Origin of the sequence: Streptomyces sp. NBC_00576 (assembly GCF_036345175.1) — a bacterium.
Lineage (GTDB): Bacteria > Actinomycetota > Actinomycetes > Streptomycetales > Streptomycetaceae > Streptomyces.
This window is the reverse complement of sequence record NZ_CP107780.1, coordinates 837,280-861,876: the sequence shown is the minus strand read 5'-3', so window position 1 is coordinate 861,876 and position 24,597 is coordinate 837,280. Positions and strand designations below refer to the sequence as shown.

Annotated in this window: 21 protein-coding genes; 11 read left to right on the top strand and 10 right to left on the bottom strand. The window is 72.0% G+C overall.

The features are described 5' to 3' along the window. Complete coding sequence (locus tag OG734_RS03705; RefSeq protein WP_330286021.1) at positions 1-1,110, top strand: NAD(P)-dependent alcohol dehydrogenase; 1,110 nt, start codon at positions 1-3, stop codon at positions 1,108-1,110. 147 nt (positions 1,111-1,257) lie between these two features. On the opposite strand, the gene OG734_RS03700 is transcribed toward OG734_RS03705, so the two are convergent. Both OG734_RS03700 and OG734_RS03695 read right to left on the bottom strand, forming a co-directional pair. Next, a complete protein-coding gene (locus OG734_RS03700; RefSeq protein ID WP_330286020.1) occupies positions 1,258-1,821 on the bottom strand; it encodes a TetR/AcrR family transcriptional regulator in 564 nt (187 codons plus the stop codon). After that, entirely contained in the window at positions 1,818-2,180 is a 363-nt protein-coding gene (locus OG734_RS03695; RefSeq protein WP_330286019.1) for a DUF1304 domain-containing protein, read from the bottom strand. Before OG734_RS03695 ends, OG734_RS03700 begins: the two co-directional genes overlap by 4 nt. Before the next feature lie 138 nt (positions 2,181-2,318). Here OG734_RS03695 and OG734_RS03690 point away from each other — a divergent pair, with 138 nt between their 5' ends. Then, positions 2,319-2,810: a GNAT family N-acetyltransferase gene (locus OG734_RS03690; protein WP_330286018.1), complete on the top strand. Its 492-nt coding sequence runs from the start codon at positions 2,319-2,321 to the stop codon at positions 2,808-2,810. A gap of 21 nt (positions 2,811-2,831) precedes the next feature. Here OG734_RS03690 and OG734_RS03685 read toward each other — a convergent pair whose 3' ends face one another. Beyond that, positions 2,832-4,463 (bottom strand): amidohydrolase, encoded by a 1,632-nt coding sequence (locus OG734_RS03685; protein ID WP_330286017.1) that lies wholly within the window; start codon positions 4,461-4,463, stop codon positions 2,832-2,834. A 159-nt stretch (positions 4,464-4,622) separates the two neighbouring features. Next, entirely contained in the window at positions 4,623-6,161 is a 1,539-nt protein-coding gene (locus OG734_RS03680; RefSeq protein WP_330286016.1) for an APC family permease, read from the bottom strand. Between the two features lie 171 nt (positions 6,162-6,332). Between OG734_RS03680 and OG734_RS03675 the strand changes: the two genes are divergently transcribed. The 3 genes from OG734_RS03675 (at position 6,333) to OG734_RS03665 (ending at position 8,566) form a co-directional block, all read left to right on the top strand. Continuing rightward, positions 6,333-7,061, top strand: coding sequence for a TetR/AcrR family transcriptional regulator (locus OG734_RS03675; protein ID WP_330286015.1), 729 nt, complete (start codon positions 6,333-6,335; stop codon positions 7,059-7,061). A gap of 76 nt (positions 7,062-7,137) precedes the next feature. Then, entirely contained in the window at positions 7,138-7,530 is a 393-nt protein-coding gene (locus OG734_RS03670; protein ID WP_330286014.1) for a VOC family protein, read from the top strand. Positions 7,531-7,597: 67 nt separating this feature from the next. Further along, positions 7,598-8,566 carry a cation diffusion facilitator family transporter gene (locus OG734_RS03665; RefSeq protein ID WP_330286013.1) on the top strand — a complete coding sequence of 323 codons (969 nt, stop codon included), beginning with the start codon at positions 7,598-7,600 and terminating at the stop codon, positions 8,564-8,566. A 90-nt stretch (positions 8,567-8,656) separates the two neighbouring features. On the opposite strand, the gene OG734_RS03660 is transcribed toward OG734_RS03665, so the two are convergent. Next, a complete protein-coding gene (locus OG734_RS03660) occupies positions 8,657-9,106 on the bottom strand; it encodes a nitroreductase family deazaflavin-dependent oxidoreductase (RefSeq protein ID WP_330286012.1) in 450 nt (149 codons plus the stop codon). A 183-nt stretch (positions 9,107-9,289) separates the two neighbouring features. Here OG734_RS03660 and OG734_RS03655 point away from each other — a divergent pair, with 183 nt between their 5' ends. Beyond that, positions 9,290-9,754 carry a nuclear transport factor 2 family protein gene (locus tag OG734_RS03655; protein ID WP_330286011.1) on the top strand — a complete coding sequence of 155 codons (465 nt, stop codon included), beginning with the start codon at positions 9,290-9,292 and terminating at the stop codon, positions 9,752-9,754. Here OG734_RS03655 and OG734_RS03650 read toward each other — a convergent pair. Next, positions 9,714-10,346, bottom strand: coding sequence for a LysE/ArgO family amino acid transporter (locus tag OG734_RS03650; protein WP_330286010.1), 633 nt, complete (start codon positions 10,344-10,346; stop codon positions 9,714-9,716). The genes OG734_RS03655 and OG734_RS03650 overlap by 41 nt on opposite strands. 158 nt (positions 10,347-10,504) lie before the next feature. On the opposite strand from OG734_RS03650, the gene OG734_RS03645 reads away from it, so the two are divergent. Next, positions 10,505-11,044, top strand: coding sequence for a flavoprotein (locus tag OG734_RS03645; protein ID WP_330286009.1), 540 nt, complete (start codon positions 10,505-10,507; stop codon positions 11,042-11,044). 99 nt (positions 11,045-11,143) lie between these two features. Here the strand turns inward: OG734_RS03645 and OG734_RS03640 are convergent, their stop codons facing one another. Beyond that, entirely contained in the window at positions 11,144-12,016 is an 873-nt protein-coding gene (locus OG734_RS03640; RefSeq protein WP_330286008.1) for an endo alpha-1,4 polygalactosaminidase, read from the bottom strand. A gap of 353 nt (positions 12,017-12,369) precedes the next feature. On the opposite strand from OG734_RS03640, the gene OG734_RS03635 reads away from it, so the two are divergent. Then, positions 12,370-15,216, top strand: a complete 2,847-nt coding sequence (locus tag OG734_RS03635; RefSeq protein ID WP_330286007.1) for a helix-turn-helix transcriptional regulator — start codon at positions 12,370-12,372, stop codon at positions 15,214-15,216. 62 nt (positions 15,217-15,278) lie between these two features. Beyond that, entirely contained in the window at positions 15,279-16,247 is a 969-nt protein-coding gene (locus OG734_RS03630; protein WP_330286006.1) for an aldo/keto reductase, read from the top strand. 22 nt (positions 16,248-16,269) lie between these two features. Here the strand turns inward: OG734_RS03630 and OG734_RS03625 are convergent, their stop codons facing one another. Next, positions 16,270-17,109 (bottom strand): phytanoyl-CoA dioxygenase family protein, encoded by an 840-nt coding sequence (locus tag OG734_RS03625; RefSeq protein ID WP_330286005.1) that lies wholly within the window; start codon positions 17,107-17,109, stop codon positions 16,270-16,272. Positions 17,110-17,172: 63 nt separating this feature from the next. Between OG734_RS03625 and OG734_RS03620 the strand changes: the two genes are divergently transcribed. Together OG734_RS03620 and OG734_RS03615 are read left to right on the top strand one after the other, a co-directional pair. Then, positions 17,173-18,177, top strand: a complete 1,005-nt coding sequence (locus OG734_RS03620; RefSeq protein WP_330286004.1) for a helix-turn-helix domain-containing protein — start codon at positions 17,173-17,175, stop codon at positions 18,175-18,177. A gap of 493 nt (positions 18,178-18,670) precedes the next feature. Further along, entirely contained in the window at positions 18,671-20,608 is a 1,938-nt protein-coding gene (locus OG734_RS03615; RefSeq protein ID WP_330286003.1) for a ricin-type beta-trefoil lectin domain protein, read from the top strand. A gap of 22 nt (positions 20,609-20,630) precedes the next feature. On the opposite strand, the gene OG734_RS03610 is transcribed toward OG734_RS03615, so the two are convergent. Together OG734_RS03610 and OG734_RS03605 are read right to left on the bottom strand one after the other, a co-directional pair. After that, on the bottom strand, positions 20,631-21,905 hold the full coding sequence (locus OG734_RS03610; RefSeq protein ID WP_330293553.1) for an arsenic transporter: 1,275 nt from the start codon (positions 21,903-21,905) through the stop codon (positions 20,631-20,633). 104 nt (positions 21,906-22,009) lie between these two features. After that, positions 22,010-24,397 carry a SpoIIE family protein phosphatase gene (locus OG734_RS03605; protein WP_330286002.1) on the bottom strand — a complete coding sequence of 796 codons (2,388 nt, stop codon included), beginning with the start codon at positions 24,395-24,397 and terminating at the stop codon, positions 22,010-22,012. Between the last annotated feature and the right edge of the window lie 200 nt (positions 24,398-24,597).

Here is a 24,597-nt window from a genome sequence, read left to right as displayed (position 1 = left end):
ATGTCCATCACCACCCGCGCCGCGGTCGTCGAGTCCGGCGGTGCGCCCTTCACCCTCTCCGACGTCGAACTGGCCGAGCCCGCGCCCACCGAGGCGCTCGTACGTCTGGTCGCGGCAGGCCTGTGCCACACGGACCTCGGAGTGGCGAGCGGCGGACTGCCCTTCCCTCTCCCGGGAGTTCTGGGGCACGAGGGCGCGGGCGTCGTCGAGGCGGTCGGCTCCGCCGTCACCGGCATCGAGCCCGGCGACCACGTCGTCCTGTCCTTCACCTCCTGCGGCGGCTGCCGCAACTGCCGTGACGGGCACCCCGCGTACTGCGTGGCCTGGCTGCCGCTGAACCTCCTCGGCGGTCGGCGGGCCGACGGCACCGCCACGATCAGCCGTGACGGCGCGGAACTCGGCGGCCACTTCTTCGGCCAGTCCTCGTTCGCCGAGCGGGCGTTGGTCGACCAGCGGAGCCTGGTCAAGGTCGACCCGGAGGTGCCTCTGGAGTCGATCGCCCCGCTGGGCTGCGGCGTCCAGACGGGCGTCGGCGCGGTCTGGAACGTGCTGAAGCCGGGCCTGGGCAGCACGGTCCTGGTCCTCGGCGCGGGCGCGGTAGGTCTCTCAGCGGTCATGGCGGCGGCACTCACCCCCGCGACCAGGATCATCGCCGTGGACCGGGTAGGTGAACGCCTGTCGCTGGCCAAGGAGTTGGGCGCCACCCACACGATCAACGCGGGTGAGGCGGACCTCGGGGAGGCCGTCGCGAAGATCACCGACGGTCAGGGTGTCGACGGCATCGTCGAGACCACCGGCAACGTCGCTGTCCTGCGCCAGGGTGTCGACGCGCTCGCCCAGCGGGGCACGCTCGTCGTGGTCGGCGCCCCGCCCTTCGGCACCGAAGTCGCCCTGGACGTCAACGGGATGCTCGGCGGTAAGCGCGTCGTGGGCCTCACCCTGGGCGACGTCGAGACGCAGACGTTCATCCCGGCCCTGGTCGACCTGGTGAAGGCGGGCCGCCTCCCGCTGCACCGCCTGATCAGCACCTACCCGTTCGCGGACATCGACCAGGCGGTACGGGACATGAGCGCGGGCAAGACGATCAAGCCGGTACTGACCTTCGGCTGACCGGGCGGGGCGCGTACCTCCAGCCCGTCTGGGGGTCCCCCCTCTGGGGGAGTTTGAGGACAAGGCCCGTTCAGGGCCGTAGGGGGTCTGGGGGCGCAGCCCCCAGGTACGGGATGGGACGGGTAGGGGCGGCGGGGGCGAAAGCCCCTACCGACTCCGATGCAGCGCCACCAACAGCTGCCACACCTGGTGGGCGATCTCGTCCGACGTGGCCTCGATCCGGCCGTGCAGCCAGTCCGCGAGGACCCCGGTGAAGGTGGCGGCCACCGCCGAGGCGACCAGGGGCGCGTCCGCCGCGCCCGCGAGCTCGCGCTCCGCGAGGCTCCGTGCGCGCAGATCCCGGTGCAGCACCTGGCCCAGTGGACCCCCGCCGCCCGGGGCCAGGAGAGCCCGGTACAGCGCGGTGTGCGGGGTGAGCGCCGCGAAGAACTCCACCAGCGCGGCCGGGGCGATCACCGGGTCGGGCCGGCCGCGCCAGGCGTGCAGGGCGTCCACGGCCTCCCGTACGACATCGGCGCAGGCGTCGACGGCCAGCGACTCCAGGTCGGGGTAGTGGACGTAGAAGGTGGCCCGTCCGACCCCCGCCCGACGTACCAGCGCGGCGACGCCGATCTCCGCCAGCGGGTGTTCGGCGCACTCCGCGAGGAGGGCCTCACGGAGCTTCGCCCGGGTGCGGGCGGCCCGCGGGTCCTCGGGCGCGCCGCGCGTCACCGCGCGACGAGGACGGCGGTGAGGGTGATGGCACCGGGCAGCGCCTGGGCGAACAGGATGCGCCGGTTCGCCGTCACGGCCCCGTAGACGCCCGCCACGATCACGCAGGAGAGGAAGAAGACCTGCGCCCGGAAGCCGGTCGGATCGGCGGCGATCAGGCCCCAGACCAGACCCGCCGCGAGGAACCCGTTGTAGAGCCCCTGGTTGGCGGCCATCGCGGCGGTCGCGCGGGCCATCTCCGCGTCGAAGCCATGGAACTTGCGCCCCTGCTCGCGCTGCCACAGGAACATCTCCATCACCAGGATGTAAAGGTGCAGCGCGGCCACCAGGCCGACCAGCACGTTCGCGAGGGTCTCCATGCTCGGCAAACTCCTACGTCAGGCTTCTGAGAAGCTTCTTCTTGGACAGGTGTCCATCATGGACAGGTGGCCAGCATACATGGACGAGTGTCCAGCAAGTCGACCGCGTTGTCAGAGCCTGCCGATAGCGTCCGCAACATGACCGAGCACACGGCTCAAGACCTGACAGTCACCGTCCGCCCCGCCCGCGCCGACGACCTACCGGGACTCGTCGCCTCCAGCACCGCCCTCTTCGCCGAGGACGCCGGCACCCGTGATCCGAGCGTCGACGCCGACTGGCCGCGCGAGCACGCGGCCGCGTCGTTCACGGCGGCGCTGGACGACCAGGCGCGCCTGGTACTGGCGGTCGAGTACGCCGGCGCGGTGGTCGGTCACCTGATGGGCTCCCTCGCCGAGCCCACCGCCATACGGCCGGTGAAGGCCGCCACCCTGATCAGCGTGTACGTCCGTCCCGCCCACCGGAGTTCGGGGGCCGGCGCGCGCATGGTGGAGGCCTTCGTCCAGTGGGCGGCCGAGCGGGGTGCCGAGCACGCCGAGGTGACCGCCTATGCGGCCAACACGGACGCGATACGTTTCTACGAGCGGAACGGCTTCGCGCCCCAGACGGTGACACTCCGCCGGGGGCTGTAGTCGGCGCAGCCGGGACCGCGGTCAGGCGGTCCCCTCCGCCGCGTACACCCGCTCGCCCCCCACATAGGTGAGCGCCACCTTCGTCTCCGCGATCGCTTCGGGCGGCCCGGCGTACGGATCGCGGTCCAGGATCGTCAGGTCGGCCAGTGCCCCGGCGCGCACGCTGCCCGTGTCGTCCAGGTGGTTGGCGTACGCCGAACCCGCCGTGTACGCCGTGAGCGCGTCGGTCAGGCCGATGCGCTCGGCGGGCAGGAACACGGGGGAGGACGGGGAACCCGGCGCCGCGCGGTTGACCGCGACGTGGATCGCCTGGAGCGGGTCGGGGCTGCTGACCGGCCAGTCGCTGCCCGCGGCCAGGGTGGCCCCGGAGCGCAGCAGCGCGCCGAACGGGTACTGCCACGCGGCCCGTTCGGGGCCGAGGAAGGGGATCGTCAGGTCGTCCATCTGGGGTTCGTGCATGGCCCACAGTGCTTGGATGTTCGCGACCGCGCCGAGCCGGGCGAAGCGCGGCACGTCGTCCGGGTGCACCACCTGGAGGTGGGCCAGATGCGGCCGGGTGTCGCTCGGCCCGTTCGCGGCGCGCGCCGCCTCGATGGCGTCCAGGGCGTCGCGTACTGCCCGGTCGCCCAGCGCGTGGAAGTGGCACTGGAAGCCGAGGGCGTCCAACTGCGTGACGAACTTGGGTAGTTCGGCCGCGTCCACGAAGCTCGTGCCCCGGTTGGCCGTGGCGCAGCCGCACTTGTCGAGATACGGGTCGAGCAGTGCGGCCGTGCCCGTCTCGGCGACCCCGTCCAGCATCAGCTTCACGCTGCCCGCCCGGAACCTGCCCCGGCTCAACGCGGCCCGCCGCTCCACGAGTTCGGGGATCTGCTCGGCCCCGCGCTCCCGGTCCCACCACAGTGCGCCGACCACCCGCGCGGTCAGCGAACCGTCCTGGGCGGCGGCGAGATAGGTCTCGGAGGGGTCCTCCATACCGAGGAACGAGCCGACCAGCGCGTCCTGCCAGGCCGTGACACCGAGTGAGTGCAGCCGACGCTGCGCGGACAGCAGGGCCGCCAGCCGCTCCGCTGCCGTGACCGGCGGGGTCAGCCGGCCCACGTACTCCATGGCTCCTTCCTGGAGCATCCCGGTCGGCTCGCCGGAAGCGTCCCGCTCGAAGCGGCCGTCCGCCGGGTCCGGGGTGTCCCGGGAAACGCCCGCGAGTTCGAGGGCGCGGCTGTTGACCCAGGCCCCGTGGTGGTCCCGGTTGGGGAGATACACCGGCCGGTCCGGGACCACGGCGTCCAGCAACTCCCGGGTGGGCGTGCCCCCTTCGAAGGCCTCCATGGACCAGCCGCCGCCCGTGATCCACTCCCGCTCAGGGTGCGCGAGGGCGTACGCGCGGACGACGGCCACTGTGTCCTCGGCGGTCTTCGTGCCCGTCAGATCGCACTGGGTCAGCTCAAGACCGGCCGGCAGCGGATGGACGTGGGCGTCCTGGAAGCCGGGCAGGAGCAGTCGCCCGGCGAGATCGACGACCTCGGTCCCCGGCCCGATCAGGTCGTGCACCTCGTCCCGGCCCACGGCGGTGATCCGGCCGCCGGTGACCGCGACGGCCGTGGGGCTCCCGGGGGCGAAGACCGGGCCGCCGGTGAAGAGGAGGTCAGCGCGCATGTTCCGTTTCCTTGAGGTGTGGGGGAGGTGGGAAAAGAGGGGCGATGGGCGCCGGCGCCCCAAAGGGGTGCGGGGCTGTGTCTATCCGGCGGCTCCGCCGCGGGGCGCGACCAGCCCCCACCGGGCCCGCAGGCAAATGAACTGCATGCCCCGCGGAGCTCACCGTGCCGACGACGGTTCCTTCACGGCGAGCAGTTGGGGCGCGTCCGCGTCGGTGCCCCGACCGGTGCTGAAGTACGGGCTCTTGCGCCCCCACTTCGCCCAGGCGGCGGCCAGAAAACCGGACGCGACCATCAGCGAGGGCACCAGAAGCAGGAACCAGCCGTTGTCCGGGCTGAGTTCGAGATGGTCGGCGGAGGTGTAGAAGGACCAGCCGAGATAGCCGCCGAGTCCCAGCAGCGTGGCCGCGCTCAGCGTGGGCAGCACCACCGCACGTACACCGTCCCGCCAGTTCTCGCGCAGCAGTCCTCGGAAGCGCACGGCGGCGGCGAGTGCGGTGAGCGCGTACGACAGGGCGACGACCATGCCGATCGCGTTGACCGCCGCCAGGATCATGTCGGCCAGGCGCGGGATGACCAGGGCGAGCACGGCGACGGCCGCCGCCACCGCGCCGATCATCAGCGTGCCGGCCGCCGGGGTGCCGTACTTGGGGCTGACCCGGGACCAGGCCGGGCCGAGCGTACGGTCGCGGCTCATCGCGAACATCGAGCGCGCCGTCGGGATCACCCCGGCCTGCAGCGAGGCCACCGCCGAGAACATCAGCGCGACGAGCGGCAGCGCGGCCAGCGGCTGGTCGGCGAGCCGGTTGCCGAAGAACGCCAGCCCCTCGGCGCCGTGGCCCGCCAACTCGCCCTCCGACAGCACCCGTTGGAAGGCGATCGAGCCGAGCAGGAACAGCCCGAGCATCGTCACCAGGGTGGTGATCCCGGCCCGCGACGCCTGCCTCGGGTCCGTCACCTCCTCGTTCACACTGAACGCGGCCTCGAAGCCCCAGTAACAGAACACCGACAGCAGCATGCCCTGGGCGAGCGCCGACGCCGAGGGGATCTGGAAGGGGTCGAACCAGCTGAGGCTGAAGGGGTGCGGTCCGGCGACGATGCCGTATCCGCAGAAGCCCAGCAGCACGACGTACTCGAAGATCAGCAGTCCGCCCTGGAGCCGGGCGGCCGTCCTGATGCCGGAGACCGCGGTCAGGGTGACGGCGACCAGGACCAGGATGCCGACGCCGGTCGTCTGCGCCGTCGACCCCGGGTCCAGGGTCAGCCCGGCCACCCGGTGCAGGCCCGCGTCGCCGGCCAGTTGGATCACCGCCGAGCCGGTGACCGCCGTGGTGTACGCCAGGAACACCACCGAGGCCACGATGTTCACCCAGCCGACCATGAAGCCGAGCCAGGGGCTGAGCGAACGCCCCACCCACACGTAGCCGTTGCCCGCGTTCGGCTCCACCCGGTTCAGCCGGGAGAAGGCGCCCGCGATGCCCAGGATCGGCAGGAACGCCAGCAGCATGATGGCGGGCAGATGCAGCCCGACCACCCCGGCCGTGACCCCGAGACCGATGCCGATGCTGGTGGTCGCCGCCGTGCTGGACGCGGCGATGGCGACGCCGTCCAGCATGCCGAGGGATTTGCGCAGCGCGGGCTGCGTGGGCGACGCGGCAGGCGCGGGTGGGGCAGCTCCGTAGGGCTGGGTATCGGTCATGGCGGTCTCCGCTCACACCTTGGGGCCTCGGTCGACCCCGGTGAACGCACATGAAACGCCCCGAGGCCTTAACAGGTCAACGGTGTTGTCATAAGGTGCCCGCACCGGCCACCGCACCGGCCACCGCGCAGGACAGTGTGCGGCCGTCGCCGACCGCGCAGGAGGAAGCCCGTGAGCGAACGTGTCGTCCCGCCCGCCGCCCGGCGTCGCCGGCGCCCCACCAAACAGGGCGTCGTCCTCTCCGAGGAACTGATCGTCGAGACGGCGATGAGGCTGCTCGGAGAACACGGCGCCGAGGCCCTCTCCGTGCGCCGCCTCGGCCGAGCCCTCGGCGCCGACCCGAGCGCCCTGTACCGCTATTTCCGGGACACCGACGAGCTGATGCTCGCCATCGCCGACGAGCTGATCGGCCGTACGCTGCGCACCTGGCGTCCCAGCGGCGACTGGCTCGCCGACCTGCGGGACCTCGGCCTGCGGATGCACGCCGGAGCGCTCGCGCAACCACAGGCGGCGGTACTCAGCTCGTACCGGGTGACCGGACGGGCGTACGAGATCCAGGCCGTGGAGACCGCCCTCGGCGTGCTGCGCGGCGCCGGGTTCCCGGACGCCGAGGCGGTATGGATCTACCACGCCTTCGTCGACCAGTCGCTCGCCTTCGGCGCCCTCGACTCGGCGAACGTGGCGCTGCCGAAGGCCGCGCGCGAGGCGGAGACGGCCGTGTGGCGGGCGACCTACGCCCGGCTGCCCGCCGACACCCACCCGCACATCAATGCGACCGCCCGCCACCTCGTGAGGGACATGCGCCACAGCTCCTACCCGGCGGCCCTCGACCTCTTCCTGACGGCGGCGGCGACCCGCCTCGCGCAACTCACCGCGCCCGGCGACTCACAGCCCGTGTGATTCCGGCGGGCGGGGTACCCGAACCCGAAAGGGCTGCGGCGCACAGGGCCGCCCCGGACCCCGTAACGGAGGAAGCATGACCTTGGTGACAGCAGGCGTCGTGGTGCTGGACTGTGCCGAACCCGAGAAGCTCGCCGCCTTCTACAAGGAACTGCTGGCGGCCGAGGAGACGGACGCCACCGCCAACCGCATCGAGATCAGGGGCGCCGAGGGAACCCGGATGGCGTTCCGCCGTGATGTGAACGCCACCCCGCCGAGCTGGCCGCGCCCCGAGAACTCCCTCCAGGTCCACCTCGACTTCCGGGTGGAGGATCTCGACGAGGTGGAACGCAAGGTGATCGGGCTCGGCGGGCGCCCGCTGGAGACGAAGGACGCCGGCGCGGCGTACGAGGAGCGGGGGTACGCCGACCCGGCAGGCCACTCCTTCACCCTCTTCCGGGTGGTGCCGACGGCCCCCAAACAGCATTGACGGCCGAGGCGTCAAGGCAATCAAGGCAGTCAAGGCAATCAAGGGGATCAGGAGTGAGGCGGGCGGTATGTCGTCATCGGACCGGCGTACGCGCGTGACCGTGCTGGTGGCGCTGGGCGCCAATCTGCTGATCGCCGTCGCCAAGGCCGTGGGCGGCCTCGTCAGCGGGTCGCCCGCGCTCCTGTCCGAGGCCGCGCACTCCGTGGCCGACAGCTTCAACGAGGTGTTCCTGCTCGCCGCCCTGCGCCGCAGCCGCCGCCCCGCTGACCGGCGGCATCCCTTCGGCTACGGCAAGGAACGGTTCTTCTGGTCGCTGCTCGCGGCCGTCGGCATCTTCGTCATGGGCGGCTGCTTCTCGTTCTTCCAGGGCGTGGAGGCGTTCAGGAGCGACGCGGAGGAGTCCTTCGGCGGCTATGTGGCGGGTCTGGTCGTGCTCGGGGTGGCGCTGCTCGCGGAGGGCGGCTCCCTGCTGCGGGCCGTGCACCAGGCGCGTGGTGAGGTCGGGAAGGGCACAAGGGACACCAAGGGCGCTCTGCGGGACCCCGCCCTGCGTACGGTGATCGCCGAGGACGGTACCGCCGTGCTCGGCGTGACGCTCGCACTCGCGGGCATGGCCCTGCACATGGTCACCGGGCAGGTCGTGTGGGAGGCGTCCGCGTCCCTCGCCATCGGGGTGCTGCTCGTCTGCGTCGCCTTCTGGCTGGGCCGGGACGCGCGGGCCCAGCTCATCGGCGAGGCCGCCGACCCGGAGCTGAGCCGCGAGATCCACGCCCTGCTGGCGGCCCAGCCCGAGATCGACAGCGTGGAGGCGCTGTTCACCATGAAGACAGGGCTCGACTCCACGCTGGTCGCTGCTCGGATCGATCTCGTCCCCGGTCTCGACAGCGAGCGGGTCGAGGAGGTCGCCGTACGCATCAAGCGCTCCGTCGCCCACGCGGTCCCCGAGGCCGGCGAGATCTTCCTCGACGTGACCGACGCGGCCGCGCAGGAGGCAGCGCGGAGCCCCGCCGCGACGGGGGAGCGCGGCGGGGCCTGAGGCTCAGGTGCCCGGGGGCGAGGACTTCATTCCTCCCGGAACCAGATTTTCTTTCGTCCGTTCTTTCATCCGTCTTTCGTCCGGCCCGGATCAGTTCCCGTCGGCCGTTTCGAGGACGAACACCGGGATCTCGCGGTCGGTCTTCTCCTGGTATTCGGCGTACGGGGGATACGCGGCGACGGCCCGCTCCCACCACACGGACTTCTCCTCACCGGTGACCTCACGGGCGACCATGTCCTGGCGCACCGGCCCGTCCTGGAGGTCGACCTGCGGATCGGCGTTGACGTTGTAGTACCAGACCGGATGCTTGGGGGCGCCGCCCATCGAGGCGACCACCGCGTACACACCGTCGTGCTCCACCCGCATGAGCGGAGTCCTACGGATCTTGCCGCTGCGGGCGCCCCGGGTGGTGAGCAGCACGACCGGCATGCCGGTGTCCATCAGGGTCGTTCCCTCGGTGCCGCCCGAGCGCTCGTACAACTCGACCTGCTCACGCACCCACTGCGTCGGACTGGCTTCGTACTCGCCCTCAAGAGGCATGACCTTCGTCCCATCGTCTCGTCGCGTGACCGTTGCTACGAGAGTCCAACACAGTGGCGGAGCGAATTCATCCGGGGCGCGTACGGAGTGGCCTTACCCGGAAGGTAATCGCCCCCTCCGGCGCGCTCGGCCACAGTGGGACCGACGCAGCGCACCCCAGCAGCGAGAAGGAGAGGCCGACCCATGACATCCGCAGCCACCACCACCCGTGCCGTCGTGGAGGACCTGCTGACCCGGATCGGCGAGGGCGACCCGGAGCGGATCGCGGACCTGTACGCGGCGGAGACCGACTGGCGGCTGAACTGGCCGCAGGACGAGCACGGCCGCGCCGCCACACCGTGGATCCGCCACCGCACCACCCGCGCCGACGCCGCCGCACACTTCCGTGAGCTGGGTGCCCACCATGTCCCCGGCGAGGCCGCCACCGAGATCGAACGGGTGCTCGTCGACGGCGAGGACGCGGTGGTACTGGGCGAGATCCGGCAGACGGCCAGGGCCACCGGGCGCCCCTACCGCGCCCGGTTCGCCCTGCACCTGACCGTGCGGGACGGTCTGGTCGTACGCCACCACGTGTACGAGGACAGCCTCGCCGTCGCCCGCGCCTTCGTCACGTCGGCGACAAAGTCATCCGCACCGCCAGCGCCATGATCACCGCGCTGGACACGAGCGCCGTCACCAGCCGCCCGCGTCGGCCCGTCAGCACGCGGCCGAGCAGTGCGCCGCCGGAGGCGATCAGCACCTGCCAGCTCGCCGAGGCGAGGAAGGCCGCGAGCACGAACACCCCTTGTTCCCCGGGCGATACGGCGTCCGAGGCCCGGCTGCCGAGCACCAGCGCGGCGAAGTAGATCACGGTGGTGGGGTTGAGCAGCGTGATGCCGACCAGCATGAGAAACGCGCGGAGCGGGCTCGGTGGTGTGGTGTCGGCGCGAGTGGAGAGCGCGCCGTCGCGGTACTGCCGCAGGGCGCCGATCCCGCCCCGGACCGCGAGTACGGCCAGCACCAGGGCGGACGCCCAGCGCAGCGGCACCAGTACCGGCTGCAGGGCACCGGCCAGTGCGGTGCCCCCGAGCGCGGCCAGCAGGGCGTAGAGCCCGTCGGCGGTGGCGATACCGAGCGCCGCGCAGACACCGGTCCGCAGGGACGTACGAGCGGTGAGGGAGACGAGATAGGTCGTGACGGCTCCGACGGGTACGGCGATGCCGTACCCCGCGAGAAGCCCCGCGACGAGCGCGGCCGTCATGACCGGTGAAGCACGGGCCTCCAGGGGCGGCCGGGCTGCTGCTGGACCCGCACCGGACGAGCGGCGGTGAGAGGCAGCGGCCGGCGGGCTTCGATCGTAGACATGGCGTGATCCTGGGGTCGGGGACCGCGTACCGGCAACTCATTTAGGGTTTCCGGATGACCGAGACGCCCGCACAGACCCCAAAACTCTTTCTCTACGTCATCGTCTGCGCAGCCGGAATCGCCTCCGAGGTCAGCAAGTTGATCACCGCAGCGCAGGAACGGGACTGGGAGGTCGGGGTCATCGCGACGCCCCTCGCCATGGGGTTCTTCGACACGGACGCCGTCGAGACACAGACCGGGCGCCCGATCCGGTCCGCCTGGCGCAGGCCCGGTGATCCGCGGCCCTTTCCGGCGCCCGACGCCGTGCTTGTCGCGCCGGCCACCTTCAACACCCTCAACAAATGGGCGGCCGGCATCGCCGACACCCTCGCCCTGGGCACGCTGTGCGAGGTGTACGGGCTCGGCGTGCCGATCGCGGTACTGCCGTGCGTGGGCGACGCGTTGGCCGCCCATCCCGCGTACCGGGCGAGTCTGGAACGGCTGCGCGGGATGGGGGTGCGGTTCGGCGATCCGTACGCCGGAGAGGCCCAGGAGGGCGGCGGGCGACCGGAGTTCGGGTGGGAGCGGGGGCTGGAGCTGCTCGCCGCACGGTGATCCGGCACATGGTGATTCGTCACACCGTGCTGTCCAGCGGGTGCTCCACCAACTCCCGCTCCGCCGCGCGCCTTTGAGGAGCAGCCCAACACCTCCCGCTCAGCGGGTCCTGCGGACGTACTCGGCGCTGCCCGGTGTCGACACCCCGACATCCCTGCGGACGATGCTCAGCCGGTCGCCGAAGCCCGCGAGGGCCTTGCGCAGCCCCCTGTCGGTGTACTCGATCACGACCACCCGGTCGTGATACGCCTGCGCGTACTCCCCGCACTCGTCGTACTCGCCGCACTCCTCCGCGACCGCGAAGTCCAGTCCTGTCTTCTTCCTGAGCCCGGCCAGGTCCACGGTGTTCTTCTGGCCGATGGCCAGCCCGCGCGCGTGCGCGTGACGGGAGAGGAGGGTGATGAAGGCGGTGGCGTCGTCGGCGGTGAGGAGGTCGTCGGAGCGGGTGTAGCTGTCGTAGTTGTCGGGCTCGACCGCGTCGAAGCCCTTGTCCGCGCAGCCGTCGATCCACTCGTTCACCCGCGCCGCGATCCGCTTCCGCTTCACCGCCGTACCGATGTCGAGCAGTGCCTCGTCCCAGTCGTCGTCGACGACGGTCTCGCCGTTCGCGTCCCGCAGCAGCAGATCGGCGGGCCACGCCTTCTCGTCGCCGGGCTGCGCCTGGAAGGCGTTGACGTAGCAGATGTTGTACAGGCCGGGCGCGGGAGCCGCCGTACGGTCGCGGCTGACGATGCGCACACCCGCCGGGGGAGGGTAGGCGCCGCCGATCTGGTAGTCGAAACCGGCGTGCAGGGGCGGCAGCCGGACCTCGGCCGACGTGTCCGGCGAGGGCGTCGATCCGGACTCCGCCCCGCTCTTCGCCTTCGGCGGGGCATCGCAGGCGGTCAGTCCCCACAGGGCCGCGCAGACGGTCGTCAGCACGACTGCGGCCGTCCCGGGACCTTTGAGGCGGGGTACACCCTCGACAGGCATGTCCGCTCCATCGATCGCGGGTACGACCCCGCCTCGGACGCCGTGGCGTTCCTGGCGACTTGGGCCGGACTTGAACCATGTCCGCTACCGGCTGGGCGCACCTCTGCGCACCGGGCAAGCGGCCCGGCACGGTCAGGATCAAAGCGCCCGGAACGCCCCCAGTCAAATGGGCCCCGTCACCTCGGCGTCATCCGTGCCGGAGCCCTCGGACCGACTCAACCGCGCGGGCCCCGACGATCGGGCGGCCGCCGAACAGTGAACAGTCAATTCGCGGTTTATGGTCGTGACATGAACGGAGACCGCAACGCGTCGTACTTACGCGACTCGTCGGCCTGCCCCACCGGTGCCGCCGCATGAGCCCCTCCCGTCCCGGCGAGGAGTGGATCGTCGGCCGTGACCGTGAACTCGCCCTCCTCGCCGACCTGGTGAACGAGGTTACGGCCGAATCCGCCGACCTGCCGGGGGCCCTGCCCGGTGTCCTGGTCGTGACCGGCGGACCGGGCGCGGGCAAGAGCGTGCTGCTCGACGCGGTCGGCCGTACGGCTCTGCGGGCCGGGCTGCGCGTCCTGCGCTGCCGGGGCTGCGAAGGCGAGTCCGGGCTGCCGTTCGCCGGACTGCACCAACTCCTGCGGCCGGTACTGGACCTCGCCGGGGGTCTGCCCGTACGTCAACGGGCCGCGCTGCTCGGTGTGTTCGGGCTGGACCCCGAGCAGGCACAGGACACGGTTCCCGACCCGCTGCTCACCTCGCTCGGCGCCCTCACCCTGCTCTCCGACGCGGCGAGCAGGGGGCCGCTGCTGCTCGTGATCGACGACGCCCACTGGCTCGACGTGGGCACGCTCGACGTCCTCGCCTTTGTCGCCCGGCGCCTCGAAGGGGAGCCGGTCGCGATGGTCCTCGCCGCCCGGGACAACGCCGTACCGCCGCAGTTCGCCCGCGAAAGACGGCAGTTGACCATTGAGCCGCTGGCCACGGCCGCCGCTGGACGTCTCCTCGACCTCCAGCCCGAACCGCCCGTCGGACGCGCCCGCTCCCGCATCCTCGATCAGGCGGCCGGCGTCCCCCTCGCCCTCGTCGAACTCGCCCGCGCGGTCAGCCGTGACCCCGCCGCCGGACAGGACGGGGCCACCGACACACTGCCCCTCACCGACCGCCTGGAGGCGATCTTCGCCGCCGATCTGCCCGAACTCCCCGCCCCCACCCGCCGGTTGCTGCTCCTCGCGGCAGCCGCCGAGACGGCCGAACTGCCCGTCATCCTCTCCGCCGCCGGTGACACGGCGGCCCCCGCCGACTGGCGGCCGGCAGAAATCGCGGGACTCGTCCGCATCGACGACGGCCGGCTCCACTTCCGGCACCCGCTGATCCGCTCCGCCGTCTACCAGTCCGCGAGCTACGCCGAGCGCCACGCGGCCCACACCGCCCTGGCCGACATCCTCGCCGGCGACCCCGACCGGCGTGCCTGGCACCGGGCCGCCGCCGTCTCCGGCGTCGACGAGAAGGCCGCGCAGGGCCTGGAGGACAGCGCGGACCGTGCCCAGCGCCGGGGCGGTTACGCGGGCGCTGCCGCCGCGCTCGAACGGGCGGCCCGGCTCAGCCCCGACCCGGACGTCCGCGCCAAGCGCCTGGTCCGGGCCGCGACCATGGCGATGTACTCCGGACATCCGCGCTGGGTCGGCGAGTTGGCCACCCACGCCCTCACTCTCACCGACGACCCGGCCGTGCTCGCCGAGGCCTCGCTCCGGGCCGGCTGGGCACTCGCCGTGACCAGCCGCTTCGAGGACTCGCTCGGCTTCCTGCTGCCGGTCGCCGAGGCCGCCGTCGACACCGACCCCGCCCTCGCTCTCGACGCCCTGTCGACGGCGACCACCGCCTCCTACCACTTCGGGGACCCCTCGCTCCGCGAGAAGATCCAGCGCGTCACCGACCGCGTCCCGCCCCAAGGCGACGAGGCGAGCCGCCTGTGGGTGCTGGCCGGCTGCGACCCCGTACGCCACCGCGAGCAGGCTCTCGCGCTGCTCAGGGGCACCGAATGGACCGAGAACCCGCCCGGGACCCCGTTCGGGGCCGCCCGGGACCGCAGGCTGTCCCGGCTGGTCGTCGTGGGCGCCGCCGCCTGGGTGCTGGACGAGACCGCCGAGGCCGTCCGTCTGCTCGGCGCCGCCCTGGACCACCTGCGGCGCTCCCCGACGGCCGGCGTCAACGCCACCGTCGCCTGGGTCCTCGCGACCACCCTGTACGAGAGCGGCTCGTGGACCCAGGCCCGCTCGATCGGCGACGAGGCGTACCGCACGGCGGCCGAGGCGGGCCTGGAGGTCGTGGCCGTCGGCGCGCCCGTCCTCGGCGCGACGATCCTCGCCCTGCGCGGCGACACCGAGGCGGCCCGCGCGGCCGTGCAGCGCGCGGTCCACGGCATCGATCTGCCGGGCTCCCGCAGCCTGCGCGTACGGACGCACTACGCGCTCGGCGCCGCCGCCCTCGCGGAGGGTGACCACGCCACCGCCTACGCCCGCTTCCGGGCCGTCTACACCCAGGACGCCGAGCCGGAGCCGGTGCATTTCCAGGCCTCCGACTACTTCCTGGCCGACCTCGCGGCGGCGGCCGTCCGCACCGGCCGCGCCGACGAGGCACGCCGGATCGTCGGTGCGACCCGGCGCCGCCTCGCGGCAGGTGGGGTCTCCGCCAGGCTGGACGCCGTACTGCACCGGGCGGACGCGCTGCTGAGCGAAGGAGCCGAGGCGGAGGAGCACTTCACCGCCGCGCTCGCCGGCCCGGACGGCGAACAGTGGCTGTTCGAGCGGGCGTTGGTCCGCCTCGACTACGCGGAGTGGCTGCGCCGCAGACGCCGCTCGGTGGAGGCCCGCCCGCAGCTCACCGCTGCACTGGACACCTTCGAGCGGGTCGGTGCCCGCCCCTGGACCGAACGCGCCCGCGCCGAACTGCGGGCCACCGGTGTCACCCCCACCAGCACCGCACCGCGCGACGCCCTCGCCGAACTCACCCCGCAGCAGCTCCAGATAGCCCGCCTGGCCGCGGCGGGCCTCACCAACAGGGAGATAGGTGAACGCATCTTCCTCTCGCCCCGCACGGTCGGCTTCCACCTCTACCGCGTCTTCCCCAAACTCGGCATCACCGGCCGTGCCCAACTGCGTGACGCGCTGCCGGAGTCGTCCGGGTCGCTGGACGGGACACCGGCTCCGTGATCACGTCAGGACGTAGGCTCCCTCTCGTACCCGGACTCCACCCGAAGGCAGGAGCAGCAACGATGCAGTACGTGAAGCTCGGTTCGACGGGTCTGGACGTGTCGCGGATCTGTCTGGGCTGCATGAGCTACGGCCTTCCCGACCGAGGCAACCACGAGTGGACCCTCGACGAAGAGGCGTCGCGTCCGCTGATACGGCAGGCCCTCGACGCCGGGATCAACTTCTTCGACACGGCGAACGTCTACTCCGACGGCACCAGCGAGGAGATCGTCGGCAGGGCACTCGCCGACTTCGCCCGCCGCGACGAGATCGTGCTCGCCACGAAGGTGCACGGCCGGATGCGGCCCGGGCCCAACGGTGGCGGCCTGTCCCGCAAGGCGATCCTTTCCGAGATCGACCACAGCCTCACCCGACTCGGCACCGACTACGTCGACCTCTACCAGATCCACCGCTACGACTCGCTCACCCCGATCGAGGAGACGATGGAGGCGCTGCACGATGTCGTCAAGGCGGGCAAGGCCCGTTACATCGGGGCGAGTTCGATGTACGCCTGGCAGTTCTCCAAGGCCCAGTACACGGCCCGGGAACACGGCTGGACCCGGTTCGTGTCCATGCAGAACCACTACAACCTCCTCTACCGCGAGGAGGAGCGCGAGATGCTGCCCCTCTGCGCAGACCAGGGCGTCGGCGTCCTGCCGTGGAGCCCGCTGGCCCGCGGCAGGCTCACCCGCGACTGGGACACCACCACCGAGCGCAGCGAAACGGACACCTTCGGCCGCACCCTCTACCCGGAGGGCGACCGCACGATCGTCGACGCGGTCGCCCGCATCGCGGCCGAGCGAGACGTCCCGCGGGCCCGGGTCGCCCTGGCCTGGCTGCTGCACCAGAGCCCGGTGACGGCCCCGATCGTCGGCGCCACCAAGCCGCACCACATCGACGACGCGGTGGCTGCCGTCGACCTCGACCTGACGGACAAGGAGATCGAGGAACTGGGCCAGCCGTACACCCCGCACCCGGTCAGCGGCCACTGACCGTCCGGCGAGCGCGAGGGGGTCAGTGGGGTCCGGAGACCGACCCGAACTCCGTACCGCACGGCCCCGCGCCCTCGCTCTCGCGCAGCCGGACCCGGTCACCGCTCATGGAGATCGTGCGGTAGAAGTGGCCGATGCTCTCGGCCGAGCGGCCCACGTAGTGCCCGATGAAGGAGCGGCGGAACCGGTCGGCGCTGCGGTTGGGCTGTGAGCCGTGCACCAGGCTGCCGTTGAAGAACAGGACGTCGCCCGCGGCCATGTCGACCGGCACCGTGGCCAGACCGGGCGGTGGGGGCACGTACTCCCGGGCGAAGGAGACACCGGCGTCCGCCTCCTCCGGGCAGAACAGGCCCATGCGGTGCGTGCCCGGCACGACCTCCAGACCGCCGTTGTCCCGGTCGATCGCCTCGCAGGCGATCCACGCGGCCACACACGTGCCCGGCTCGACCCGCAGATAGAAGTTGTCCTGGTGCAGCGCCTGGCCCCGGGCGCCCGGCGGCTTGAAATAGAACATGCTCTGCGCGGCCAGGACCTCCTCGCCGAGCAGCGTCTCCAGGACGGCGCGCAGCCGGGGGTCGAGGAGCCAGCCGAGCGACGGCTCGTGGAACTCGTGCGGCTGCATGACGCGCGGATACGCGTCCAACGGGTCGGCCGGGCGCCCGTCCTGCCCCGACGAGCGCGGCTCGAAATGCCCCGGCACCGGACCGGCCGCGTGCAGCTCCTCGAACTCGGCGCGGAGCGCGGCGATCTCCTCGTACCCGAAAAGTCCCCGTACGACGGTGAATCCGTCCTCCTCGAACCGTCGGCGCTCCTCTTCCGGCAGGATGGAGGCGCCTGCGGCACCGATGCCTGTGACTGTCATCGTCCACTCCTTCGGTCCGCTGTCATCGGCCGTCAGACTAGGGCGGCCGCACCCCGGGGGAGGATGCCCGTGAAAGCTGACGGATTGCCCGAGACCGCTGCTTCCGCACCGCCGCCCGGGCTGGTGACCGTCGGGCGCTACGACGAGGGCCCCGGTTACGCCGTCAACCGGCCGCAGGGCGCGGACAGCTGGCTGTTCACCTGGACGACGGACGGTCACGGTCTGTTGACCCAGGGCGCCGCCGGGGCGCGGGCCGGCGCCGGGGACCTGATCGTCCTCGGCCCCGGCGTGCCCCACCGCTACCTGGTCCGACCGGGCGCCCGGCACTGGCGGTTCTGGTGGGCGCACTGCCAGGCCCGCCCCTCCTGGACGGCCTGGCTGAGCCCGTACGCCGTCGGCGACGGCATGTATGTCGTCGCCCCCGTTCCAGCCGTCCTGCACGACCGCATGGCGGCGGCTTTCACGCGCATGCTGTCGGACGCCCGCTGGCCGGGCAGCGACACACGACCGCCAGGTTCTTCTTCCCCTTCCGCCTCCCCGCCCGTGCCCAACGGCCCGACAGCTGTCGCACACGGCACCGCCGCCCAGGAGCTCGCCCTCTGTTCCCTGGAGGAAATCGTCCTGCTCGCCTCGGCAGCCGCCCGCCCCCTTCCGGAACGGCCGGGAGTCGATACCCGCGTGAGCCGGGCGGAAGCCCTCATCGCCGCCGACCCCGCCGCCCCGCACACCGTCCGGTCGCTCGCCGAGGGGGTCGCACTCTCGCCCTCGCGGTTCGCGCATCTGTTCACCGAGCAGCTCGGCCGGTCCCCGATGCGGGCGCTTCGTGAGGCCAGGCTGCGGCATGCGGCCCGGCTGCTGGAGGCCACGGACCTGCCGGTGGAACGCGTGGCCGTCGCCTCCGGCTTCGCCAGCCCGTTCCACTTCAACCGGGTGTTCCGCGAGCGTCACGGAATGCCACCGGGCGCGTACCGGGCAGTGTGCAGGCGTGATCCGGCGGAATCCGCGCCTGCTATTGGTTTCGCGGCGGGTTCCGGACACAGAAGTGAAGGAACCGGTCAACTCCGGTGACGGCCTCGTGCGTTGCGGCGCTGGTCACCACGCCCGGAACGTGAGCTGCGGAAACGCACAGGGGGCGGTGACAGGACGCCGTGGATGGACGGTTTTGCGCCATCGGTGGAGGTCGCCCGCCAATGGTTGCGAAACGTCCCTGAGTGAAGTGAATACCGTTTGCAATGAGGATGTTGATACAGTGGCAATCCCAAAAGGCGCACCTCATTGACACTTCGTCAACCGTATTCGGCCATGCCGGAATCCGGAAAACGGCGTGATCTCTTGTTACGGCTCGATGAGCTGTGCAAAGGTGTGCACGTCGGCGTGCGGACAATCCTTTTCCCGCTGCACGTACGCGACGTCCCCGCTGGGTCCCCGCTCCAAAAGAGCTGTCCGCTGCGGGCGTTCGCGATGCCGATCCCCGTTTGGTCGGATCCTGTCGTTTCGTCGACAGGGTCGCATACCGCTAGGTATGGACTAAAACCCGCGTTGTCCGTGGAGGAATGCAGACGTGAAAGACGCAGGCCTGTCGAATTCCCCAACCCCAACTCCCGCGTACGACGCTTCGGATGTCGAACTCAGCGCGGAGTTGAAGAAGTGGACGGGGACGACGCCCGCGCTCCATCCTGTCGGTGAACTGCTCGACCGGCACTGGGAAGCAGCCTTCGCCTATGCGCGTCTGTGCACCAGCGGCCCGCGCCCGGCCGGAATGCTCACCACTGCCGCGTTCACACGCCTCTTCGGGGAATCCCTGCGACAGAGCGGCCCCACCTCCGCGTGGCGGCCCCAACTCCTGGTCACCGTGCGCCGTCTGGCAGCGGAGTGGGAGGGCGACCACCGTCACGAAATGCTCCACCCCGAGCTGCGTTCCATGCCCGGTGGCGTAAACCGCGTCGCCGCCCGGCTGCTGCCCGCGCCCGACCGGCGGCTGCTCTCCAGGGCCTTCCAGAACCTCCCGCAGTCCGCGCGCTGCCTGCTCTGGCACGCCGAGGTCGAGGCCGAACCGCTGGAGATACCCGCCGGCCTGCTGGGCCTGAGCGTGGCGGACGCCGCCGTGGAACTCGGCCGGGCCCGCGGCCGCCTGCGCGAGGAATGCCTGCACGTCCACCGCGAGGTCGTGCCCCAGGAGGAGTGCCGCCGCTACATCCGGCTGATCGACGTCACCTGCCGGCGCCGCAGCTTCGACATCGACCCCGATCTCGCCAAGCACCTCGCCGACTGCAAGCACTGCCGGTACGCCGCCGACCAGCTGAACCAGTTCAACGGCGACCTCGCCCTGGCGCTGGCCGAGGGCGTGCTCGGCTGGGGCGCGCGCGCCTATCTGGAGTCCCGTCCGGGACGCGCCGCGGAGAGCGCCATCGTGGAGGTCGAACAGGCCCCGATCATCGAGATCGCCACGGTCGAGAGCCTGCTCCCGGTGCCGCGTGTCCTGGCCCAGGCCCCGCCCATGCCCACCACCGCACCCACCTCCGCGCTGGCCGTCCGCCCCGGATCCCCGCGCTCCGCGCACAAGGCGGCCCGGCGCCGGGTCCGCCGCCGCAACCGCACCCTCGCTGTCGCGACCGTGAGCGCGCTGGTGCTCGTCCCGCTGGTCCTGTGGTCCGCCCTGCACCAGGGCGACGAGGACGGCCCGGCCGCCGGGACCAACCCCTCGGACAGCGCCACCGACGGCTCCGGCACCTCCGACGACCCCTCCTGGGTCGGCACGGGCGAGACCACGAAGGGCGCCCTGCGCGGCCGACTGCACAACGTCGAGTCCGGACTGTGCATCGGCATCGCAGGCGGCAAGCCCGTCAAGGGCGCGGAGACCGAGCTGACCAGCTGCTCGTCGGCGACCGGCCAGGAGTGGTCGTACGAGACCGACGGTCTGCTGCGCAACGTCGCCGCCCCGGACCTCTGCCTCGACTCCCACCTCGGCTACTCGGTCCAGCTCGCCGCGTGCACCGGCGCGTCCCAGCCCGGCACCAAGAACGTGCGCTACGACTTCACCCTCCAGGGCACCCTGGTCCCGCGCTGGGACCAGAACCTGGCGCTGACCCCCGCCGACGCCAAGGGCAGGACACCGCTCGTCCTGAAGTCGCGCGCGGAGGACGCCGATCAGCACTGGGTCTTCGACTCCTCGGCGCCCTCCCTCCAGATGGAGGCCGTCAACTGGGACGCGGCGGCCGAGTCGAGACCCCCGGCCGTCAAGAAGAGCCCCGAGCCCTCGAACACCCCGACGCCGACTCCCACGCCGGCCCAGCCGACTCCGACTCCGTCGGCGGCCCAGCCGACGCCCTCCGCCTCGTACCCGACGAACGCGCCCTGCTACTACGGTTCCCCCTACTGCGCCGGGAACGGTCAGTACGGCAACGGCAGCAACTACGGCGGCGGGTACGCAAACCCCTACGGAAACCCCTACGGAAACCCCTACGGATACGGCCCGTACGGCGGTTGGGGAGGCCGCTGACGACCGGGGGCCGTCCCGTCCCTCAGTTCCCGAGGACGATCAGCGAGCCCCACAGTGCCACCACCGCCGGGATCAGCGCGGCCGGCACGGAGATCAGCCCGAGCCGCGTGAACTCCCCGATCCCGACGTCGTGTTCGTACCGGTGCACGATGCGCCGCCACAACAGGGTCGCCAGCGATCCCGCGTACGTCAGGTTCGGACCGATGTTCACCCCGAGCAGCACGGCGAGCACCGCACCCGGCCCGGCCGTGGCGGTCAGCGGCAGCAGCACGAGCACCGCGGGCAGGTTGTTGATCAGATTGGCGAGTACGGCGGCCAGCGCCGCGATCCCGAGCAGCGCCGCCAGTCCGGTCCCGTCGGGCAGCACCCGGCCGAGCGCGTCGGCGAGCCCGTTGTCCACGACCGCGCGCACGACGATCCCCAGCGCCAGCACGAACGCGAGGAACCCGGGCGCCGTGGCCCGCAGCACCGCCACCGGGGTCGCACGCCGCCGCACCAGCGCGCGTCCGGCGAGCACGAGCGCCCCCGCGAGCGCGGCCCACGCGGGATCGATGCCCAGCGCGGAGGCCACGACGAACCCGGCGAGCGTGCAGGCCACGGTGACGAGGGCGAACAGCGGAAGCGCGGGCGGGTCGGCGGCGGGCGCGTCCCCGTCGACCGCCTCGGCCGAGGCCGGTGCGGCCAGGTCGGCGGCGAAGAACCGCCGGAACACCAGGTACTCGGCGCCGATCGCGACCAGCCAGGGCAGCGTCATCAACGCGGCGAACCGGGTGAAGCTCAGGCCGCTCGCGCTGAACGCCAGCAGGTTGGTGAGGTTGGAGACCGGCAGCAGCAGCGACGCCGTGTTCGACAGATGCGCGCAGGCGTAGGAGTGCGGCTTGGGCCGGACCCCCGTCCGGGCGGCCGTGGCGAACACCACCGGTGTGAGCAGCACGATGGTCGCGTCCAGGCTCAGTACGGCCGTGATCGCCGAGGCGAGCACGAAGACCGAGGTCAGCAACCGCCCGGGCCGGTTCCTCGCCCAACGGGCCATCCACGCCCCACAGGCCCGGAAGAGCCCCTCGACATCGCAGAAGTGGGCCAGCACCAGCACCGCGGCGAGGAAGCCGACCACCGGCCCGAGCCGCTCGGCCTCCTCCCACGCGTGCTCCGGCGAGATCGCGCCGGTGGCGACCACGAGCCCGGCGGCGGGAACCGCCACGACCGCCTCCGGCAGCCCGAACGGGCGGACGACGGCGCAGGCCAGTACGGCGATGAGCAGGACGATGGACAGTGCCTCGGCGGACGGGGCGTTCAGGGTTCGGTCCTCCGGGGCAGGAACATCGGTACCCGCCCATGAAAGCAGGCACCGCTCACCGGCCCTCCGGCCGGGTCAGGCACCGGTATCTGCAGCGAAGACCGTCAGGACATGTCGTCCGTCAGCGACAGCTCCGCCCAGATGGTCTTCCCGTCGGGCGTGTGCCTGCTGCCCCACCGCTCGGTGAGCTGGGCGACCAGCAGCAGACCGCGGCCGCCCTCGTCGAAGGTCCGGGCGCGCCGCAGATGCGGGGCGGTGTGGCTGGCGTCGGAGACCTCGCAGATCAGGGTGGCCGAGTCATGGACGAGGCGCAGCCGGATGGGATGCGAGCCGTAGCGGATGGCGTTGGTGACCAGCTCGCTCACCACCAGCTCGGTGGTGAACGCGGCCTCGCTCAGATCCCAGACGTCGAGCTGCTCGCCGACCTGCCTGCGGATCGGCCCGACGAGCGCCGGGTCGGCCGGAATGTCCCACGTCGTCACACGGGAGGCGGACAGGCCCTGGGTGCGGGCCAGCAGCAGGGCCACGTCGTCGGCCGCGCCGCCCGGCGGGAGCAGGGTGTGCAGGATGCGATCGCACGTCTCGTCGAGCGAGTCGGCGTATGCCGCCAGCGCGTCGCACAACATCCGGTGTCCGGCGTCGATGTCCCGCTCGCGGCTCTCGATCAGCCCGTCGGTGTAGAAGGCGAGGACCGTGCCCTCGGGCAGCTCCAGCTCCGTGGACTCGAACGGCAGCCCGCCCAGGCCGAGCGGCGGACCGGCGGGCAGCGGCACCTGCCGGGGCGTACCACCCGGCGTGAGCATGACCGGCGGTGGATGCCCGGCGCGGGCCAGGGTGCAGCGCCGCGACACCGGGTCGTACACCGCGTACAGACAGGTCGCTCCGACCTCGCCCGGGCCGCCGTCGCCGCCGGCCTCGGCCGACAGCCGTACGACGAGGTCGTCGAGGTGGGTGAGCAGCTCGTCCGGAGCGAGGTCGATGTCCGCGAGCGTGCGCACGGCGGTGCGCAGCCGGCCCATGGTGGCGGAGGCCTGGACGCCGTGGCCGACAACGTCACCGACGACCATCGCGACCCGCATCCCGGACAGCGGGATCACGTCGAACCAGTCGCCGCCCACCCCGGCCCGCGCCGCAGGCAGATAACGCGAGGCGGCTTCGAGGGCGGCGGTGCGCGGCAGGATGCGGGGGAGCAGGCTGCGTTGCAGGGCGAGGGCGGTGTCGCGTTCGCGGGAGAACCGGCGGGCGTTGTCGATACAGACGGCGGCCCGGGCGGTCACCTCCTCGGCGAGCAGAACGTCGTCGGCGGTGAACGGGTCGGGGCGTCGGTACCGGGTCAGGACGGCGACGCCCAGGGTCGTGCCGCGCGCCGTGATCGGTACCGACATCGTGGAGTGGATGCCGAACTCCTTGACCCGGTTGAAGCGCGCCTCGTCCCAGGCCAGCCACTGTTCGAGGCTGCCGGAGGGCACCGTGGCCACGATGGTGCGGCCCGCGAGGAGGGAGTCGGCCTGGGGCGAGAAGGCGGGGTACTGGTCCAGCTGCCCCGGCTTGGCCACGGCTTCGGGGCTGCCCGGGATGATCGACCGGTGGGCGGCCCGGCGCAGGCTGAGGGGTGCCGTCAGCTCGGCCGGATGGTGGTCGCCGCCGTGCTGCGGCGGGTCCAGCAGGTCGACGCTGACGAAGTCGGCGAGCGCCGGGACACAGACGTCCGCCAGCTCCTGCGCCGTTCGGGTGACGTCGAGGGTGGTGCCGATGCGTACGCTCGCCTCGTTGACCAGCTGGAGCCGCTCCCGGGCGAGGTACTGCTCGGTGAAGTCGTGGGCCGCGAGACAGACCCCCCGCACCCGGCCCTCGGCGTCCCTGAGCGGCGCCAGCCGGGCCAGCCAGGCGTGCGCGTGGTCCTCGCCGACGGTCCGCAGATAGGTCTGTACGTCCTTCGCCCGGCCGCTGGTCAGCACGTCGAGCATGTGCTGTTCCAGCTCCGCGGTGCGCTCCCTGCCCCCTATCTCGGCGATTCTGAGCCCACGGATGCGCTCCAGCGGCAGCCCGATGACACCGGCCATGACGTCGTTGACACCGTGCAGCCGCAGCCGGTCGTCGTAGACGGCCGTCGCACAGGGGGCCTGGGCCAGCGCGGCCCGCATCAGCGGGTCGTCCGCGGGCGGGGCATCGTTCTCCAGGGGCGTGACGACGAGCCAGTCTCCTCCGCCGCCGTCCGGGGCCGGCCGGTGGTGGGCGAGGAGCCAGCTGGACACCGTAAGGCCGTCGCGGTGACGCAGAGCGAGAGTGCCGTGCCAGATGTCCTCCGCCGGCTGTGCGGGACCGTCCGTGCCGTCGTCGACCAGCAGGGAAGCGGCGGGACGGCCCAGCATTTCGGCCGCCGACCAGCCCAGCAGCCGACGGGCGCCCTCGTTCCAGCCGGTCAGTGTGCCCCGTTCGTCGACGACGGCCCGCGCCGTGGCGGAATCGTCGAACGGGTACACCGGACTCATCAGCGCCACTCCATCGTGAACACTCACAGTGAGCAAGGGGACGTCAGTGGTGCTCCACACTAGTGCGTCCTGTCCCTGTGCGGTCAGGAACACCGCTGTCCCCAGGCCGTCGGGAAGGCCGCCGCCCGGGGCGGAATTCAGGCCGTTGTGACAGGTGAGGCCGAAGTAGGTCACCGGCCCCTTGACGGGTGCATGTTCCA

Excerpts from the sequence above, each read along its gene's own strand:
- OG734_RS03705 (WP_330286021.1), top strand. The coding sequence starts at position 1 with ATGTCCATCACCACCCGCGCCGCGGTCGTCGAGTCCGGCGGTGCGCCC.
- OG734_RS03695 (WP_330286019.1), bottom strand. The coding sequence starts at position 2,180 with ATGGAGACCCTCGCGAACGTGCTGGTCGGCCTGGTGGCCGCGCTGCAC.
- OG734_RS03690 (WP_330286018.1), top strand. The coding sequence starts at position 2,319 with ATGACCGAGCACACGGCTCAAGACCTGACAGTCACCGTCCGCCCCGCC.
- OG734_RS03685 (WP_330286017.1), bottom strand. The coding sequence starts at position 4,463 with ATGCGCGCTGACCTCCTCTTCACCGGCGGCCCGGTCTTCGCCCCCGGG.
- OG734_RS03680 (WP_330286016.1), bottom strand. The coding sequence starts at position 6,161 with ATGACCGATACCCAGCCCTACGGAGCTGCCCCACCCGCGCCTGCCGCG.
- OG734_RS03670 (WP_330286014.1), top strand. The coding sequence starts at position 7,138 with ATGACCTTGGTGACAGCAGGCGTCGTGGTGCTGGACTGTGCCGAACCC.
- OG734_RS03665 (WP_330286013.1), top strand. The coding sequence starts at position 7,598 with ATGTCGTCATCGGACCGGCGTACGCGCGTGACCGTGCTGGTGGCGCTG.
- OG734_RS03660 (WP_330286012.1), bottom strand. The coding sequence starts at position 9,106 with ATGCCTCTTGAGGGCGAGTACGAAGCCAGTCCGACGCAGTGGGTGCGT.
- OG734_RS03655 (WP_330286011.1), top strand. The coding sequence starts at position 9,290 with ATGACATCCGCAGCCACCACCACCCGTGCCGTCGTGGAGGACCTGCTG.
- OG734_RS03650 (WP_330286010.1), bottom strand. The coding sequence starts at position 10,346 with ATGACGGCCGCGCTCGTCGCGGGGCTTCTCGCGGGGTACGGCATCGCC.
- OG734_RS03645 (WP_330286009.1), top strand. The coding sequence starts at position 10,505 with ATGACCGAGACGCCCGCACAGACCCCAAAACTCTTTCTCTACGTCATC.
- OG734_RS03640 (WP_330286008.1), bottom strand. The coding sequence starts at position 12,016 with ATGCCTGTCGAGGGTGTACCCCGCCTCAAAGGTCCCGGGACGGCCGCA.
- OG734_RS03635 (WP_330286007.1), top strand. The coding sequence starts at position 12,370 with ATGAGCCCCTCCCGTCCCGGCGAGGAGTGGATCGTCGGCCGTGACCGT.
- OG734_RS03630 (WP_330286006.1), top strand. The coding sequence starts at position 15,279 with ATGCAGTACGTGAAGCTCGGTTCGACGGGTCTGGACGTGTCGCGGATC.
- OG734_RS03625 (WP_330286005.1), bottom strand. The coding sequence starts at position 17,109 with ATGACAGTCACAGGCATCGGTGCCGCAGGCGCCTCCATCCTGCCGGAA.
- OG734_RS03620 (WP_330286004.1), top strand. The coding sequence starts at position 17,173 with ATGCCCGTGAAAGCTGACGGATTGCCCGAGACCGCTGCTTCCGCACCG.
- OG734_RS03605 (WP_330286002.1), bottom strand. The coding sequence starts at position 24,397 with ATGAGTCCGGTGTACCCGTTCGACGATTCCGCCACGGCGCGGGCCGTC.